The organism is Paractinoplanes toevensis (assembly GCF_018332695.1).
Taxonomy (GTDB): domain Bacteria; phylum Actinomycetota; class Actinomycetes; order Mycobacteriales; family Micromonosporaceae; genus Actinoplanes; species Actinoplanes toevensis.
In genome coordinates, this window is the sequence record NZ_BOQN01000102.1 from 82,515 (window position 1) to 98,007 (window position 15,493).

13 protein-coding genes are annotated in these 15,493 nt (G+C 70.9%); 4 read left to right on the top strand and 9 right to left on the bottom strand.

Going from position 1 to position 15,493, the window contains the following annotated elements; genetic code table 11:
• Positions 1-142 precede the first annotated feature (142 nt).
• Both glnII and Ato02nite_RS38590 read left to right on the top strand, forming a co-directional pair.
• Positions 143-1,156, top strand: coding sequence for a glutamine synthetase (gene glnII / locus Ato02nite_RS38585; protein ID WP_213011639.1), 1,014 nt, complete (start codon positions 143-145; stop codon positions 1,154-1,156).
• 51 nt (positions 1,157-1,207) lie between these two features.
• Positions 1,208-1,984 (top strand): N-formylglutamate amidohydrolase, encoded by a 777-nt coding sequence (locus tag Ato02nite_RS38590; protein ID WP_213011640.1) that lies wholly within the window; start codon positions 1,208-1,210, stop codon positions 1,982-1,984.
• Here the strand turns inward: Ato02nite_RS38590 and Ato02nite_RS38595 are convergent.
• Positions 1,965-2,438, bottom strand: a complete 474-nt coding sequence (locus Ato02nite_RS38595) for a molybdenum cofactor biosysynthesis protein (protein ID WP_213011641.1) — start codon at positions 2,436-2,438, stop codon at positions 1,965-1,967. The genes Ato02nite_RS38590 and Ato02nite_RS38595 overlap by 20 nt on opposite strands.
• Positions 2,439-2,663: 225 nt before the next feature.
• Between Ato02nite_RS38595 and Ato02nite_RS38600 the strand changes: the two genes are divergently transcribed.
• Entirely contained in the window at positions 2,664-3,464 is an 801-nt protein-coding gene (locus tag Ato02nite_RS38600) for a phosphatase PAP2 family protein (RefSeq protein ID WP_213011642.1), read from the top strand.
• Here Ato02nite_RS38600 and Ato02nite_RS38605 read toward each other — a convergent pair.
• From Ato02nite_RS38605 to Ato02nite_RS38640, 8 genes are all read right to left on the bottom strand, one after another.
• Positions 3,461-4,771 (bottom strand): neutral zinc metallopeptidase, encoded by a 1,311-nt coding sequence (locus tag Ato02nite_RS38605; RefSeq protein ID WP_213011643.1) that lies wholly within the window; start codon positions 4,769-4,771, stop codon positions 3,461-3,463. The genes Ato02nite_RS38600 and Ato02nite_RS38605 overlap by 4 nt on opposite strands.
• A 42-nt stretch (positions 4,772-4,813) precedes the next feature.
• Positions 4,814-7,225 carry an FtsX-like permease family protein gene (locus Ato02nite_RS52690; RefSeq protein WP_213011644.1) on the bottom strand — a complete coding sequence of 804 codons (2,412 nt, stop codon included), beginning with the start codon at positions 7,223-7,225 and terminating at the stop codon, positions 4,814-4,816.
• Positions 7,222-7,935: an ABC transporter ATP-binding protein gene (locus tag Ato02nite_RS38615; RefSeq protein WP_213011645.1), complete on the bottom strand. Its 714-nt coding sequence runs from the start codon at positions 7,933-7,935 to the stop codon at positions 7,222-7,224. Before Ato02nite_RS38615 ends, Ato02nite_RS52690 begins: the two co-directional genes overlap by 4 nt.
• Positions 7,932-8,501 carry a PadR family transcriptional regulator gene (locus Ato02nite_RS38620; RefSeq protein WP_213011646.1) on the bottom strand — a complete coding sequence of 190 codons (570 nt, stop codon included), beginning with the start codon at positions 8,499-8,501 and terminating at the stop codon, positions 7,932-7,934. Before Ato02nite_RS38620 ends, Ato02nite_RS38615 begins: the two co-directional genes overlap by 4 nt.
• Positions 8,502-8,568: 67 nt before the next feature.
• Entirely contained in the window at positions 8,569-9,393 is an 825-nt protein-coding gene (locus Ato02nite_RS38625) for a carbohydrate ABC transporter permease (RefSeq protein WP_213011647.1), read from the bottom strand.
• Positions 9,393-10,316, bottom strand: a complete 924-nt coding sequence (locus Ato02nite_RS38630; RefSeq protein ID WP_213011648.1) for a carbohydrate ABC transporter permease — start codon at positions 10,314-10,316, stop codon at positions 9,393-9,395. Before Ato02nite_RS38630 ends, Ato02nite_RS38625 begins: the two co-directional genes overlap by 1 nt.
• Positions 10,317-10,325: 9 nt before the next feature.
• Positions 10,326-11,642, bottom strand: coding sequence for an ABC transporter substrate-binding protein (locus Ato02nite_RS38635; RefSeq protein WP_213011649.1), 1,317 nt, complete (start codon positions 11,640-11,642; stop codon positions 10,326-10,328).
• Positions 11,643-11,667: 25 nt separating this feature from the next.
• On the bottom strand, positions 11,668-14,433 hold the full coding sequence (locus Ato02nite_RS38640; protein ID WP_213011650.1) for an alpha-L-rhamnosidase: 2,766 nt from the start codon (positions 14,431-14,433) through the stop codon (positions 11,668-11,670).
• Positions 14,434-14,611: 178 nt separating this feature from the next.
• Between Ato02nite_RS38640 and Ato02nite_RS38645 the strand changes: the two genes are divergently transcribed.
• On the top strand, positions 14,612-15,490 hold the full coding sequence (locus Ato02nite_RS38645; protein WP_213011651.1) for an AraC family transcriptional regulator: 879 nt from the start codon (positions 14,612-14,614) through the stop codon (positions 15,488-15,490).
• Positions 15,491-15,493 lie beyond the last annotated feature (3 nt).

A 15,493-nucleotide genomic window follows, 5' to 3' on the forward strand; every position in this document is an offset into this window, starting at 1 on the left:
CCTCATCCCTGACGGGTGTTTCGGGGCGGTTAAAAGGGTGTGCACGGTTTCCGGCCTCGATCGGCGAGTCGCTAACCTAGGCGCCGCCGAGCCAGCGCCGTCCGGCAACTTCCGTGCAAACCACGATCAGGAGGTCGGACGCATGCCGTTCAAGGCCGAATACATCTGGGTCGATGGCACCCAGCCCACCGCCAAGCTGCGCTCCAAGACCAAGGTCGTGGAGGACGGGGCCGAGTTGCCGATCTGGGGCTTCGACGGGTCCAGCACCAACCAGGCGCCGGGCGACAAGTCCGACTGCGTGCTCAAGCCGGTCTTCACCTGTCCCGACCCGATCCGTGGCGGCAAGAACGTCCTGGTCATGTGCGAGGTCCTGCTGATCGACGGCACCCCGCACCCGACCAACACCCGGGCCGCCTGCGCCGCCGTCGCGGAGAAGTTCGCCGACCAGGAGCCGATCTTCGGCATCGAGCAGGAGTACACGTTCTTCAAGGACGGCCGCCCGCTCGGCTTCCCGATCGGTGGCGGCTTCCCGGCCCCGCAGGGCGGCTACTACTGCGGCGTCGGCTCGGACGAGGTCTTCGGCCGCGCCATCGTCGAGGCGCACATGGACCTGTGCCTCGAGGCCGGCCTGCACCTGTCCGGCATCAACGCCGAGGTCATGCCCGGCCAGTGGGAGTTCCAGGTCGGCCCGGTCGCCGCGCCGCAGGTCGCCGACGAGCTGTGGATCGCCCGGTGGCTGCTCTACCGCATCGCCGAGGACTACAACGTGTCCGCCACCCTCGACCCGAAGCCGGTCAAGGGCGACTGGAACGGTGCCGGCGCGCACACCAACTTCTCCACCAACGCGATGCGCAAGAGCTACGACGCGATCATCACGGCCGCCGAGTCGCTCGGTGGAGAGGGCAAGGTCGAGGAGCACGTCGCCGGCTACGGCGCCGACATCGAGCACCGCCTCACCGGTATGCACGAGACCGCGCCGTGGAGCAAGTACAGCTACGGCGTCTCCGACCGCGGCGCCTCGGTCCGCATCCCGTGGCAGGTGGAGAAGGACGGCAAGGGTTACATCGAGGACCGCCGGCCGAACGCCAACTGCGACCCGTACGTCGTCACCCGCCTGATCGTGAACACCTGCTGCTCGGCCCTCGCCCAGGTCTGAGCCTCGGCCGCCGGCGAGCTCACGCAGCGCGCCGGCGGCTACCCTCCTCGGATGATCTTCGACGTCCGCCCGGGCGCCCCGGAGTCCCCGGTGATCCTGCACGTCCCGCACGCCTCCCGGGCATTGACCTCGGCGGCACGCGACAGTCTGCTGATAACCGGCAGTGAGCTGACGGAGGAACTGGACCACCTCACCGACGCGCACACCGACGTCCTGGCCGCACGAGCGGCCGAGGGCGCCGCGCGACGCCCATGGATCTTCGAGAACCTCTGGTCCCGGCTGGTGGTCGATCCGGAACGCTTCGTCGGCGAGGAAGAGGAGATGCGGGCGGTGGGCATGGGCGCCGTCTATACCCACGGCTACGCGGGGCGCCGGCTGCGAGACGACGATCCGGTACGGGCGGAGACCGCGCTCCGGACGCACTACCACCCGTACGCCCGGGGGCTGGCCGAGCTGGTCACCGACCGCGTCGAGGCCACCGGCCGCGCGGTGATCCTGGACGTGCACTCGTACCCCACCGCCCCGCTCCCGTATGAACTGCACGGCGCCGGCCCCCGCCCGCCGGTCTGCCTGGGCACCGACCCGTTCCACACCCCGCCGCCGCTGATCACCGCCGCGACGACAGCCTTCGGCGAGGTGGCCCTGAACACCCCGTTCGCCGGCTGCTACGTCCCCGGCGACCACTGGCAGCAGGACCCGCGCGTCACGTCCCTGATGATCGAGATCCGCCGCGACGGCTACATGACCGAGCCCGGCGGCCCGCCCCACGACGGCCTGGGCCGCCTGGCCGCGCGACTCGCAACCCTGGTCACGGCCGCGACGTCGTGATCACCGGGCCGACCCGCAGGATGCCGTCGTCGAGTGGGGTGCAGCGGATGCCGCCCTTGCCGCGCAGGGCCTTCCACGCGCCGGGGCCGATCGTCACGTCCATCCAGGCGCAGGGGTTCGCCCGGCGGTTCACCCGCAGGCGGACCGGGCCGTCGCCGGAGTCCAGGGTGAGGATCTCGCCGACCAGGTCGTCGACCGGGATGCCGGCGACCAAGATGTTGCGGCGCACCTCGGTCAGGCCGACGCCGGGTGGCAGGGACTCCTGGGCGATCACGGTGATGTTCGCGTCGCGGTGGGCCGGTCGGCCGAAGTAGCGGTCACCGACGATGCCCAGACCGGCGCGGATCCGCACCGACAGCACCAGCTCGCCCGGTGGTGCGGGGGCCGGGCCGTCCGAGGGGCGGCCCTGGAGGCGGTGGACCGGCGAGGCCAGCAGTTCGACGATCTCCGGCACGCGGCGATCCTAGCCGCTGCGAGCCGTGGCGCTATGACCGGTTCGGACGATAGGTGTGGTTCGTCCGGGTGCTGGTTAACGACGTGCGGATCGCAGGTGAAGGGGGTCATACCGGTGGGTGGCGCGGGTCTGCGAAGATCGCAGGCCGGTCACCGATTCCGATCTTCGCCGGGGCGGTGGGCAAGGGGTTACCAGGACGCCTGCCGTGACCAGGGGGAGACGCGGATGAGCCTGCTGCAGGAGAAAGCTCCAAACGCCGAGAGATCCCGAAAAATCGGGAAAAGGGGGGCGGAGGCCAAGCGGGCGGCTCGCGAGATTCTGCTGGTGGCGGTGCTGTTCATCGCGTACAAGTTCGGGCGTCTCGCGGCCGACGGGCATGTCGGTGAAGCGCTCGCCAACGCCCAGCACGTGTGGCATCTGGAACGGATTCTGCACCTGCCCAGCGAATACTCCCTGCAGCACCTGTTCCTCAGCCATGAATGGCTCGTCAAAACGGCGAACTGCTACTACGCGTACGTCCATTTTCCGGCCACCGCCGCCTGCCTGATCTTCCTCTACATCTGGCGCCGGGACCGTTACGTGCCCACCCGCCGGCTGCTCGCCTGGCTGACCGCGAGCGCCCTGGTCGTGCACCTGCTGATGCCGCTGGCCCCGCCGCGCATGCTCACCGCGATCGGCATGGTCGACACCGGCCGCCTGTTCGGCCCGGCCGTCTACGGCTCGCCGTCGACGGACACCCTGACCAACCAGTACGCGGCGATGCCGTCGCTGCACGTCGCCTGGGCCGTCGTCGTGGCGTTGGCGATGATCGGCGCGACCCGGAGCCGGAGCCGGTGGCGCTGGCTGTGGCTGGTCCACCCGGCGATCACCCTGTTCGTGGTCGTGGTGACCGGCAACCACTACTGGCTCGACGCGATCGTCGCGATGGTGCTGCTCGGCCTGGTCGCGGCCGTGCTGAACGGCCGCGCGACGGCGGCCGTCCCGGCCACGGCCACCATCCCGAAACCCCGCGTCGGCGAGGCCTAGACGCAGACGCCGAGGCCTTCGAGCACACCCTTGCGGTACGCGGCGATGCGGTCGAATGCCGACAGGCCCTTGTCGTCCCCCGCGCGGCCGAACGCGAGCAGCGCCGACACGGCCTCGTCCAGGTCGCCGGGGGAGAGGCGGACCCCCTGGTTCTCCTGGTCGTCCCGGGTGAGCAGGTCGTTGGTCCACGAACCGGCCAGGCAGTCGACGGTGAGCTGGCCGTTCCTGTCGCTGGTGGAGGCGCCGCGGCGGTCCTGGGCGGCGCGGGCGAACAGGTCGCCGAGCAGCATGCCGACGGCGAAGTCGCCGATCCGCTGGTAGAGCCTCGGCCCGAGGTCGGAGTTGTCGAAGGCGACGAAGTCACCGGACGGGCAGTAGAGCGCGGCCCCCTCGGCCGACTCGTCCGGGTCCTGGCAGTCCGGCGGGGAGCCCGCCGCGAAGCCCTGGACCTGGAGCTGCTGCCATTCGCCGCCGCCGGGCAGCGACCCGAAGGTGCGGGCCCAGTAGTCCTGGGCGTCCTTGGCGAGCAGTTCGATCGCCTGGTCGTAGGGCAGGTCGCCGCCGGTGGCCGCCTCCTCGCGGCTGCTGAACGGCACCTCGGTGACCTGCAGGTTGCCCTCCCGGTAGCCGGCGCACTTCCGGGCGCCCTGCTCGACGCCCTCCTGCAGGGCGCGGACCCGGTCGAACGCGTTGCCGTGGGCGCCCTCGGCGAGCGCGGGGGTGCCGGGCTGGTCGCGCAGCATCAGGATGCCGGCGACGGTGTTGTCGACCTGACCGGCGTCCGGTTTCTTGAACGCGGTCGAGCGGCCGGCCTGCACGTCGGCCAGCCAGGCGCCGGCGAAGCAGTCGGCCTGCTGTTCGAGCACGACCGTGGGCTGGTCGGTGTCGCCCAGCCGGGCCTGGACGGCATGCCCGTACTCGTGGGCCATCACCACCCCGACCAGCAGCGGACCGAAATTGTCCTGCAGTTGCGGGATGAGCTGCTGGGCGTCCCAGGCGATGAAATCGCCGTCGGGGCAGTAGAACGCGTTGGGCTGATATTCGAACGGCTGCCCGCCGCAGTCGGGCGGGGGAGTCCGTTCGGTGTACGGGTGGAAGCCGCCCTGGATCGTCGTGAACGCCTGCCCGCCGGCGACGTCCGGGTAGGTGGCCTTCCAGAACCGCTCGACGTCCTGCAGCGACTTGGTCACCACATCGTCGGACGACCCGGTGGGTGCCGAGTCGACCTCCGGCCGGGTGGAGGGCGCGAGCCCACACCCGGCCGCGACCACCGCCGTTACCACCAGTCCGATCCGTAGCGCCCGCATGTCTCAGGAGTACCCAATCGGCGCAACCGCTACAACCACGGTTCAGTCCAGAGATTGCCGCCCGATCACCCGGGCCTCCCGGCCGGACAGCAGCCATCCGCCGGCGTAGGCGACGAGGGGCAGGCCGGCCAGGATCGCGGTCAGCTCCGGCACCGGCGGGTGGGCCAGCCAGTGTGCCTCCCGCCAGTACCAGGCCAGCAGTGCGAGGTAGGCGCAGGCGGTGCCGATGATCGCCCCGCCCAGGGCGAGGGCAGCGGCGGTGGCGGCGGTCAGGGTCCGCCGGGTTCGCCGCCGCGCCCCGGCGGCGGTCAGCGTGCGCAGATCCCGGGCGGTCTCGCTGCGGATCAGGCCGACGGTCATGGCGAGGACGCCGAGGGCGACGGCGATGCCGCCGGCCGTGCACCAGGTGGCCACCCGGGCCTGGTCGGCCCCGGTCGGGCGGGATTCGACGCTGAACCCGGCGGCGGCCGCGGACTGCTGCGCCCGATCGATCCCGCCCGCGGTGATCGCGCCGGGCGCCTGGAGCAGCCAGCCCACCGGCATCGGGATCAGCCCCTGCCGGGTCATGGCGCCGGTGCTGATCAGGACGTTCGGCGCCGAGGTGTAGCCGGGCAGCGACACGTGCTGCAGGGTGGGTTGCCAGGTGCTGCGCTTGCGGTGGATCACGTCGTACCCGTCGATGTCGGCGCGCGGGGTGAGCAGGTCGGCGCCGGTCGCGGTGATGCCGTAGTGGGCGAGCAGTTCGGGGGTCGCGACGTACACCGGGATCGATTCCGCGTCGTGGTAGCCGGTCATGCCGGGCCGGCCGGGGACGGCGGTGGGCTTGCCGAGCATGACGGCGGCCCGGCCGCCGTGGTCGGGCGGCAGGTCGGCGGCGGCGGCGCCGGTCAGGGGCAGCACCGTGGCGTTCAGGCCGGCGGCGATCGCTTCGGCCTGGGCCTGTTTCGCGGTCAGCTGGGCCGGCGTGAGGATCGGGACCGTCCCGTTCAGCTTCTCCGCCGACAGCCACACGATGATCTGGTCGGCGGGCAGGTTGCCGCCGGCCGGTGCGGCCGCCTTCGCCACCGTGACGCCGGCACTGAGCGTCACCACGGCGGCGATGCCGATGGCCAGCCCGATCGCGGCGAGGGCCGCGCCGGAGCGGGAGCGGTAGCGGGCCAGGTCGCGCAGGGCCAGTCGGGGTGCCACCCGAAGGCGGCTCGCGAACCATCCGATGGCGGCGACGCCGACCGGGGCGAGCAGCATCAGCGCGACCGCGGTGGCGACGACGCCGGCCAGGATCAGCGGCTTGCTGGTGTGCTTGGACTGCACCACGGCGGCCAGCCCGGCGGCCAGGAGCACGGTGCCGGCGGCCGCGAACCGGTGGGCCGGGCGGGGCGGCGCCGGTCGCGCGGAGAGCGCGGCGACGACCGGGGTGCGGGCGGCGGCGCGGGCCGGCCACCAGGCGGCGACGACGGCCGTACCGGTGGCCAGGACGACGGCGACGAGCACCGCGGTCCAGGGCAGCTGGTAGCGGTCGATGCGGTGGGCGAGCGGCTCCTCGAGGCGAGGGCTGAACGCGATCCACGTGGCGACGCCCACGAGGGCACCGGCGACTGCGCCGGCCGCGCCGACGACCAGGCCGTCGGCGAGCAGGACGAGGCGTACGTGCCGGTGGCTCGCGCCGATCGCGCCGAGCATGCCGAGCGCGCGGAGCCGGCGCTGGGCCAGCACGGTGAAGCCGGCCGCGGCCATCAGCCCGGCGAACACCAGCCCGATCGTGGCGAAGGCGAGGACCAGGACGCTGGAGGTGTTGCCGTCGCCGAAGCGTTCCCGGATCGAGAGGTTGTCCGGCCGGGGTTTCGTGTCGAGGTCGGACGCCGACACCCGCAGCAGGACGTCGGTGCTCGCCACGGCGGTGATCCGGCCCGGCGCGACCAGGGCGAACTCGTCGTTCAGGTCGAGCGGGTTCTCCACCCGGCCGGTCACGGTGCGGGCGTCCCAGCGGGAACCGACGCCCAGGTGGAAGGCCGCCGCGACCCGGTCGGTGACGGCAACCTCGCCCGGGCCCTGCGGCCATCGACCCTGGTCGAGCCGCAACATCGTCCGGCCGTACGGTCCGGCGGGGTCCTGAGCGCGCAGGTCGAAGCCGTCGGCGGAACCGGGCGACGGGATCTTCGCCCCGTGCGTGATCACGTCGATGGTGCCGAACGACGTGCGCAGGACGGCAAGATCGACGGTGCCGTTCGTGGTCAGGATGTGGTCGGCGGTGCCGAAGGCGGCCGCGTCGGACGGAGCGTTGGCGGCGATGCCGAGGCCGGCCGTGGTGGCCGCCACCGCGACCAGCAGCAGGCCGACGATGATCGACTGCTGGCGCCACTCGCGCCGGAACATCCGCCACGCCCACCGCAGCACGGCCCGCCGGGCGGGCATCCCGCCGTGCGCGGCCGGCCTCTCCAACTGGGCGAGGCTCATCGGGGCAGCAGAGTGTCGGGGGTGGGGCGGGGCGCGGTGTGGTCGACCAGGCGGCCGTCGCGGATGAACACGACCCGGTCGGCCCAGGAGGCGAGCTGCGCGTCGTGGGTGACCACGACCGCCGCGACCCCGCCCTTGCAGGCGTTCAGGATCATGCGCATGACCGCCTCGCCGTTCACCGAGTCGAGGGCACCGGTCGGCTCGTCGGCGAGCAGCAGCCGGCGGTCCCCGACGACCGCCCGGGCGATCGCCACCCGCTGCCGCTCGCCGCCGGAGAGCTGGTCGGGGAACCGGGACGCCCGGTCGGCCAGGCCGAGTTCGTCGAGCACGCGCAGGCCGGCGGCGCGCGCCTTTCCGGCCGCGAGCCCGTCCAACTCGAGGGGGAGCGCCACGTTCTCGGCGGCGGTGAGCCCGGGCAGCAGGTTGAAGTCCTGGAAGACGTAGCCGATGGTGCGCCGGCGCAGCCGGGCCCGGTCGTCCCGGGTCATCCCGGCGAGCGTCTGCCCCGCGATCCGCACCCCGCCCTCGGTCGGTGTCTCGAGTGCGCCCGCGATGGTGAGCAGGGTGCTCTTGCCCGAGCCGCTCGGCCCCATGACGGCGACCATCCGGCCCGGCTCGACGGTCAGGTCGACCTCGCGCAGGGCGTGCACCTCGTCGGTGCCGTCCAGGTAGGTCTTGGACACCCCGTGCATTTCCAGTGCCGCGCTCATCGGCGCACTCCGGTCCGCCGGCGGATCTGCGGGGCCGCTGTCCGGGCCGGCGCCGGCGCCCGCTTGAGCCGGCCGTCCGCGGTGTCCAGCCATCGGACGAGGGAGTCCAGCCGGTACAGCTCGGCGTCGACGACCAGGGCGAGGCCGAGGTCGAGGTCGCCCTCGTCCTCCTTGAGCCGGGTCCACTGCTGCATCAGCTCGACCAGGTGCCGGCGGTGCACCTGGATGATCTCGTGCACGTCGGCGCCGGGCAGGCGCACCGCGATGAGGACCTTGATGACCAGCTCGTCGCGCGGTGGCGACGACAGGTCTGGTGGCGTGCGCAGCCAGGCGGCCAGCTCCTCGGCGCCACCGGCGGTGATCCGGAAACCCTTCTGCGGGCCGGGCTCGGCGTCGTCGTCGGACTCGACGAGGCTGTCGCGTTCGAGGCGTTGCAGGGTCGTGTAGACCTGGCCGACGTTGAGCGGCCAGACCTCACCGGTGCGCGCCTCGAACTCCTCGCGCAGTTGCAGACCGTATTTCGGGCCCTCGCTCAGCAGGGCGAGCAGTGCGTGCCGGATGCTCATGCCCGGTAGCATACTCGGTATACACAAGTCCCGCGGTCCGGGCACCGAGTGCCCGGACCGAGCGGTGTCAGCCCTTCACGGCGCCGGAGGTCATGCCGGCGACGATCTGCCGGTTGAAGAACAGGAACATGATCAGCGGCGGGATCGTGATCAGCAGGATGTTCATGAACAGCAGGTTGTACTGGGTGTTGTACTGGCTGGAGAAGTTGTAGAGGGTCAGCTGCACGGTGGCGTTCTGGTCGCCGGGCAGGAAGTACAGCGGGTTGGTGAAGTCGTTGAAGACGGCCACCGACTGCACCACGATCGACGTGACGATCACCGGCTTGAGCAGCGGCAGGATCACCCGGAAGAACAGCCGGGCCGGGCCGGCGCCGTCGATCACCGCGGCCTCGTCCAGCTCGCGCGGGATGGTGCCGATGAACGCCCGGAACAGCAGGATGACGAAGGCCAGGCCGAACGCGATCTCGACCAGGATCAGGCCGGGCAGCGTCCGGAACAGTCCGGCCTTCTGCAGCACCCAGATGGTCGGCACGACCGCAGGCGGGATGATCAGGCCGGCCAGCACGAAACCGTTGATCAGGCCGTTCCACCGGGAGCGCTTGCGCTGCAGGGTGAACGCGACCATCGCCCCGAACACCACCATCAGGGTCACGCTGGCGACGGTGAGGATGGTGCTGTTGATGAACGCGATGATCAGCATGTAGTCGCGGGCCTGCACGACGTCGATGAAGTTCTGCACGAACCGGAACTGGGTGGGCCAGCTGAAGTCCAGCAGCGACGCCTCCTGCCGGGTCTTCATCGCGGTGAGCAGGATGAAGGCGAACGGCACCAGGAACACCACGATCGACAGCAGGATCGCGACGGCGCTGAGCGCGAAGTTCTTGCGCGGCATCAGAGCTCGACCTCCTTGCGGTTGAGGAACCGCGACAGCGGCAGGATGATCGCCGTGACCACCAGGAACAGCACGACGTTCCCGGCCGTGGACAGCCCGTAGAAGCCGGCCTGGTACTGCTTGTAGATCACCGAGGCGATGACGTCGGAGGTAAAACCGGGCCCGCCCTTGGTCATCGCCCAGATCAGGTCGAACGACCGCAGGCCGCCGATCAGCGACAGGATGATGACCGTGACGGTGGCCGGCCGGGCCAGCGGCAGCACGATGTGCCGGAAGTTGTCCCAGGCCCCGGCCCCGTCCACGCGGGCCGCCTCGAAGTACTCCTGCGGGATCGACACGATCCCGGCGATGTAGATCAGGGTGGCCAGGCCGACGCCCTTCCAGACGTCCACGAGACCGACCGAGATCAGTGCCAGGGACGGGTCGGTCAGCCAGCCCGGGCCGCTGATGCCGACCAGGTCCAGCGACTGGTTGATCAGGCCGCGTTCCGGGTTCATCAGCACCGTGAAGGTGAGGCCGACCCCGATCGTCGAGACCAGCACCGGGAAGAACACGACCGAGCGCAGGTAACCCCGGCCGATGATCTGCGAGGTCAGCAGCATGGCCAGGCCCAGACCGAGGACGACCTTGAGGCCGGACGTCAGCACCGCGTAGACCAGGGTGTGCCAGAGGCTGCTGACCAGGGCCGGCTCCTGGAAGAACGTCTTGTAGTTGTCGAAGCCGATGAACTTGGAGTCGAAGATGCTCCACCGGGTGAGGCTGAAGTAGAAGGCGATCACCGTCGGGACCAGGAAGAGCACGCCGTAGATCACGGCCGCCGGGAGATAGAACCAGTTGGTGTACGGGCTGTGGGCCCGTACCCGGCCCGCCGCGGACGCGTCGCTGCGCGTCCGGGCGGACCGGTGCACGGTGGTGGTTGCCACGATCAGTTCCTACCAGCCCTCGAGCCCGAGTTGCTGAGCCTGCTTCTTGACGTCCTCGTCGTAGAGCTTGGCGGCCGCGTCGGCCTTGCGGATGCCGGAGCCGACCTCGACGCAGATCTGCTCGAGCGCCGGGCCCTTGACCGGGGAGAGGAACTCCAGGGCCAGGCTGGACTGGCCGGAGTCGATGAAGCCCTGCATGTCCTTGACCGCCTGCGGCACCTTGTCACCGACCGTGCAGCCCTTCACCGCGTACGGCCCGGTGGGGGTGGAGGCGGTGGTCTGCGAGTTGCAGCCGTCGGTGCTGGCGATGAAGGCGAGGAACTTCTTGGCCGCCTCGAGCTTCGCGCCGGTGGTGCTGCTGGGGATGTAGACGCCGTTCGGGCTCCACACGGTCAGCTTGTTCTGCGCCGCGTCGGTGCCGGGGATCGGGAACAGGCCGACCTTGTCCTCACTGCCCGGGTTGTCGGCGATCAGCTGGCTGACCATCGCGGACAGGATCGGGTACTGCGCGCCCTTGCCGGTCGCCAGGTAGCGCAGGCCGTCGGTGAGCTTGGCCGAGGCGAAGTCCTTGTTCTCGTAGCCCTTGTCGTGCACATCCTGCAGGTGCTGGAAGCCGGCCAGCGCTGCCGGGGTGGTGGCGTACTTGGCCTGGTTCTTCGTGTACTTCTCGGCCCACTGCGGGTCGGCGGTGTTCACGTTGGCGTAGTCGCCCAGGATGAACAACTGCGACGTCCACGTCTCGCCGTAGGTCTGGATCACCGGATCCACCCCGCCGGCCTTGATCTGGGCATTGTTCGCCATGAAGTCGTCCCAGGTCTTCGGGATCTGCAGGCCGAGCTTGGCGTACACGTCCTTGTTGTAGAGGATCGCGCCCGCCATGAAGCCGCCCCACGGTACGCCGTAGATCTTGCCGTTCGAGCTGACCGTGGTGGTGAAGTTCTTGTCCAGGTTGCCGATGTTCTCGGTGTCGCCGAGCGGCGCCAGGTTCTTCTCCGGCGCCAGGGCCTGGAACAGCGAGCCCGAGTTGTACATGAACACGTCGCTCATGTCGCCGGTCGACAACCGCGTCTTGATCAGGTTGTCACCGTCCGTACCCTGCGGCCGGGTTTCGGTCTTGATCGTGATGTTCGGGTTCTTCGCGGTGAAGTCCTTGACCAGCTGGTCGCCGATCTTCGCGGTCTCCGACCCGTTGTCGTACAGGAACGAGATGGTGACCTTGCCGTCGCCGCCCGAATCGTCGCTGCTGCCGAGGCTGCCCGCGCTGCACGCGGTCAGGGCCATCGACGCGGTGGCGAGCAGGGTGATCGCTATGTGCCGTGTTCTCATCGGTTCCTCCGAGGGGAGAGAGGGATTATGCGTTTTCCAGGAGGGTGCGGAAGCGATCGGCGCCGGGAACGAACCCGTCGGCGGTCGCGGCGTCGACGATCTGCGTCGCCGGCGCATCGAGGAAAGGCTTGAGCCGGTCGGCCAGGGCGGCCTCGTCGGCCGCCACGCCCGCCTCGGCCGCGGCCGAGACGACCCGGTCCCAGCTGGGCTGGTGGTCCATCAACTGCCGGATGCTCGGGTCGGCGGCCGGTTGCTCCTCGTGCGCGTACGGGTCGGGAAGCGTCCAGTGGTGCTGCCCATGGCGTACCTCGATCTGCTGGTCCTGACCGGGCAGCGTGACCACCGCGGTGGCACCCACCGGAACGGTGAGGTCCACCCGCAGCTCACCACCGTCGCGCCGCCAGGCGACGGACGCCTCGCCGTACGGCGTGAGATGCCGCGCTTCCGCGCGCCGCAGGGCCCGGCCGGGCAGCGGCCGCACCTCGATGAGCTGGTAACCGGGGGCGCCCGGGGCGAGGCCGGCCACCCGCCGGTGCAGCCAGTCGGCGACCGCCCCGAGCGCGTAGTGGTTGAACGAGGTCATCTCGCCCGGGTTGATGCTGCCGTCCGGGAGCATGCTGTCCCAGCGCTCCCAGACCGTGGTGGCGCCCATGGTCACCGGGTAGAGCCAGGACGGGCACCCGGTCTGCAGCAGCAGCCGGTAGGCGAGACCGGGATGCCCGGCGTCGGTCAGGGCGTCGGTCATCAGCGGGGTGCCGACGAAACCGGTGCTGATCCGGAAGCCGGCCGTGCGCACCAGGTCGGCGAGCCGGCCCCCGGCGTGCTTGCGCTGCTCCGGCTCGGGCAGCAGAGCCCACTGCAGGGCCAGGGCGTACGTCGTTGCCGCGTCGCTGAGCACCCGGCCGTCCGGGGTGACGTATTCACGGGCGAACGCGTCCCGGACCTTCGCGGCCAGCTCGGCGTACTCCCGGGCGGTGTCGGCGTCGCCGGTCACCTCGGCCGCCAGGGCGACGACCTCGGCCGAGCGGGCCAGGTGGGCGGTGGCGATGACGTCCGGGTCGGCCTTGGCCCGGAACGGGTCGGCCGGCGGTGCGGTCGGGTCGAGCCAGTCGCCGAACTGGAAGCCGCCCGCCCACAGCAGGTTGTCCCCGGCCAGGGCGGCCATCCGGTCGACCCAGCCCCGCATGCTCGGCAGCTGCCGCTCCAGCAGGTCGCGGTCGCCGGTGCGCTGGTAGATCACCCAGGGCACGATGGTGGCGGCGTCGCCCCAGGCCGCGGTGGCCGGGCCGGGCCGGCGGATCACGTCCGGGATGACGTACGGGACCGAGCCGTCCTTGTACTGCTCGGCGGCCAGGTCGGCGAGCCAGCTGCCGAGGAAGCCGGCGGTGTCGAACAGGAAGCTCGCGGTGGGGGAGAAGACCTGGATGTCGCCGGTCCAGCCGAGCCGCTCGTCGCGCTGCGGGCAGTCGGTGGGCACGTCGACGAAGTTGCCGCGCATGCCCCAGACGACGTTGTCGTGGAACTTGTTGAGCAGCTCGTGGTCGGAGTCGAACCAGCCGGTCCGGCGCAGGTCCGAGCCGACGACGACGGCCTCGATGTCGGCCGTTGTCACTTCCGCGCCGGTGACCTCGGCATAGCGGAAGCCGTGAAACGTGAGCTCCGGTTCCAGGGTCGTTTCCGTGCCGTCCAGGATCCAGGTGTCCGTCGCGTCGGCGGTGCGCAGCGGCCGTACGCCGAGCTCGCCGTCCTCAAGGACCTCGGCGTGCCGGATCGTTACCTCTCCGGTGGCTTTTGTCCGCAGCCGGACCCAGCCGACCACGTTCTGGCCGAAGTCGACCAGGGTCTTGCCGCTGGGGGAGGTGGTCACGGTCCGGGCCGGCACCACCTCGGTGATCCGGACCGGCGGGCCGTCCGGCGCGACCAGCAGGGACAGGTCGGCGTCGAGCACATCCACCGGGGTCGGTCCGCCCTCGGCGCGGGTGAGGTCGGTGCTCTGGCCGTCGTAGAGGTCGTCGGCGACGATCCGGCTCTCCCGGGCGGTCCACGAGCCGTCGGTGTTCAGCACGTGGGTGCTGCCGTCGGCCAGGGTGACCTCCAGCTGGGCCAGGGCGGCGAGCCGGTCGCCGTAGATCGCGCGGCGGCCCTGGAAACCGAGCCGGCCGCGGAACCAGCCGTTGCCGAGCAGGATCTCCACGTCGTTGCGGCCCTCGTGGAGCAGCGCGGTGACGTCGTGGGTCTGGTAGCGCAGCCGGTGCCGGTAGGCGGTCCAGCCCGGGGCGAGTTGCTCGTCGCCGACCCGCTCGCCGTTGATCCGGGCCACGTAGAGGCCGTGCGCGGTGGCGTACAGCCGGGCCCTGACCACCTCGCCGGGCAGCTCGATCGAGTTCGCGAGGATCGGGGCCGGGGCTTCCAGGCCGGCGATGTCGCGGGGGCTGACGAACCGGGCGGTCCAGTCGGCGGTGTCCAGCAGGCCGGCCTCGGCGACCGCCGGTTCGCTCCACCCGCTCCAGGTGGTGTCGTCACCGACGCGGACCCGTACGCTCACCGACTCGCGGGCCGTGAGCGGCGCACCCGGCCAGCGCACCAGGATCTGCTCGCCGGAGGCGGCCGCGTGCACCTCGGTCCGGTTGCCGCGGGTGAGCTCCAGCTCGTACCGTGCCTGGCGGTAGTCGTCCGGAGCAGCCGTGACCTGCCAGGACAGGCGCGGCGTGGCGGTTCCGATGCCGAGGACCGGGCGGCCGGCGGGGTGGTGTTCGAAGCGGAGGGCGGACGGGGCGGCTAGCTCTGGCATGACACTCCATCGAGGTGAAACGATTCAAGAACAGTTGCGAGGTTGCGGGGTCACAATGTTTCGGCTGGATGGCGAAGACGTTTCGCCTGCACCCGATCCTGCGGTGTGGCCCACGCCACTAAATAGCCCGAGGTTCACCGGACCTAGCACGAAATTCACCTTGGCCGTACGGTGAGGCATGGACGAGTTCCCCGTCGAGAACACCCGCACGCTGCTCCATTTCATCGACGGGTCACTGGCGTTCGCGGGCCACTACCTGCACGAAGACACCCATCCGATCCACACGCACAGCTTCGTGGAGATCGCCGTGGTGATGGGTGGGTCGGGCGCGCAACGGAGTCTGGCCGGCCGTCAGGTGCTGAAGGTCGGGGACGTGCTGATCCTGCGGCCCGGCGTCTGGCACGGCTACGAGGACTGCCGGGCGCTCGATCTTTACAACTGTTGCTTCTCGCCCGAGCTGCTGCGCAACGAGCTGGCCTGGACCCGCGAGGACCCGCAGCTCGGGCACCTGCTGTGGACCGGGCCGTACGCCGAACAGCGCCGCGGCATCCTCACCGGGCACCTCTCCGGAGACGCGTTCGCGGCCTGCCTCACCCACCTGGAGGCGCTGCACGACCTGCGCGGGGCGCCGGTCGCCACCCATCGCGGCGACCTCGTCGGCCGGCTCACGCTGTTCCTGGCCGGCCTCGCCCGCGCCCTGATCTCGGTGTCGCCCGGCGCCACCCACCAGGCCGTGCTCGAGGCGATGCGGATGATGGAGGAGCGGCCCGCCTACCAGTGGACGCTCACCGAGCTGGCGGCCGAGCTGCACGTCGCCCCGGGCTATCTGGTGCGGCTGTTCAAGGGCGCGACCGGGTTGCCGCCGATGGCGTACCTGTCCCGGCACCGCGTCGAGCTCGCCGCCACCCGCCTCCTGCACACCGACCAGCCGATCAACCGGATCGGCGAATCGGTCGGCTGGCCCGACCAGAACTACTTCGCCCGCCGCTTCAAATCGCACTACGGGTTGAGTGCGTCCACCTACCGTGCGCGATTCACCAAGTCGGTGAAGACTTGAAGT

Bases quoted from the DNA above. Each gene is read 5' to 3' on its own strand.
- glnII (WP_213011639.1), top strand. From the start codon at position 143: ATGCCGTTCAAGGCCGAATACATCTGGGTCGATGGCACCCAGCCCACC.
- Ato02nite_RS38590 (WP_213011640.1), top strand. From the start codon at position 1,208: ATGATCTTCGACGTCCGCCCGGGCGCCCCGGAGTCCCCGGTGATCCTG.
- Ato02nite_RS38600 (WP_213011642.1), top strand. From the start codon at position 2,664: ATGAGCCTGCTGCAGGAGAAAGCTCCAAACGCCGAGAGATCCCGAAAA.
- Ato02nite_RS38605 (WP_213011643.1), bottom strand. From the start codon at position 4,771: ATGCGGGCGCTACGGATCGGACTGGTGGTAACGGCGGTGGTCGCGGCC.
- Ato02nite_RS52690 (WP_213011644.1), bottom strand. From the start codon at position 7,225: ATGAGCCTCGCCCAGTTGGAGAGGCCGGCCGCGCACGGCGGGATGCCC.
- Ato02nite_RS38615 (WP_213011645.1), bottom strand. From the start codon at position 7,935: ATGAGCGCGGCACTGGAAATGCACGGGGTGTCCAAGACCTACCTGGAC.
- Ato02nite_RS38620 (WP_213011646.1), bottom strand. From the start codon at position 8,501: ATGAGCATCCGGCACGCACTGCTCGCCCTGCTGAGCGAGGGCCCGAAA.
- Ato02nite_RS38625 (WP_213011647.1), bottom strand. From the start codon at position 9,393: ATGCCGCGCAAGAACTTCGCGCTCAGCGCCGTCGCGATCCTGCTGTCG.
- Ato02nite_RS38635 (WP_213011649.1), bottom strand. From the start codon at position 11,642: ATGAGAACACGGCACATAGCGATCACCCTGCTCGCCACCGCGTCGATG.
- Ato02nite_RS38640 (WP_213011650.1), bottom strand. From the start codon at position 14,433: ATGCCAGAGCTAGCCGCCCCGTCCGCCCTCCGCTTCGAACACCACCCC.
- Ato02nite_RS38645 (WP_213011651.1), top strand. From the start codon at position 14,612: ATGGACGAGTTCCCCGTCGAGAACACCCGCACGCTGCTCCATTTCATC.